At 55.6% G+C, this 980-nt stretch carries 1 protein-coding gene; it reads left to right on the forward strand.

Annotated features, from left to right (window positions below):
• Positions 1-980, forward strand: a 980-nt coding sequence (locus tag AAC850_RS04890; protein WP_340587517.1) for a calcium-binding protein, incomplete at both ends; no start/stop codon positions are given.

Below are 980 nucleotides of genomic sequence, written 5' to 3' on the forward strand. Positions count from 1 at the left end.
GCAGGAAACCGCCTTTATGGCCTCGATGGGAATGATTATCTCAAGGGCGGTAGCGGCGTCGACCTTCTCGATGGGGGGAGTGGGATTGACAATCTCAGCGGAGGTGAAGGTGCGGATATCTTCCGTTACTCCTCTATTTCAGACGCGCCGACCGGCGGCAGCCTCGAACGCATTACTGATTTCGAAGCTGGCACCGACAAGATTGACCTTTCCAATTTGGCTATTCAGCATATCGAAATCGTCTCCACAGCTTCTGGGCCCGTGCTTCGGGTCGTGGGCTCTGGCGGCGAAATGCAGATCCTTGTGAATGGCTCGGGAGAATTCTCTCTTTCCGACGCCATCTATGAGCTGATCTCTTTCGAAGGGGGCCCCGGTCAAGACGCGATCACTGGATCCCCATTTGACGACGTGATCAACGGCTACGGTGATAACGACTTCCTTTCTGGAATTGACGGCAACGATATACTCGACGGTGGTACTGGCGACGATGAGATGCACGGCGGATTAGGAGACGACACCTTCTATATCGACAGCCGTGATGATGTGGTCGTGGAGCTTGCAGGCGAAGGGTTCGACACGGTTTTCGTCAACTTCGACCTCAAGGCCAATCGGCTTGACTGGCTTAATATCGAAGGCTTCGGCCTGACCGGCACTGCCAGCAATCTGACCGGCAATAACGATGCCAACGCACTGACCGCCAACGCCAATCTTGCCAGCCGGCTTGCGGGCAAGAATGGCGATGACACGCTGTTCGGTGGCAATTTCAACGATAATCTCGACGGGGGATCAGGCGCCGATACGATGAGCGGCGGCTTGGGTGATGACATCTATAATGTCGACGACCTGGGTGATGTCGTGATCGAAAATGCTGATCAGGGCACCGACCTGGTCCGTGCGAAAGTCGATTACACCCTCCCGGACAATGTCGAAAATCTCAGATTGCAGGGGGCGGCGACAACCGGGTTTGGCAACGCGCTCGA

The organism is Erythrobacter alti (assembly GCF_037996805.1).
GTDB classification, from domain to species: Bacteria; Pseudomonadota; Alphaproteobacteria; order Sphingomonadales; family Sphingomonadaceae; genus Alteraurantiacibacter; species Alteraurantiacibacter alti.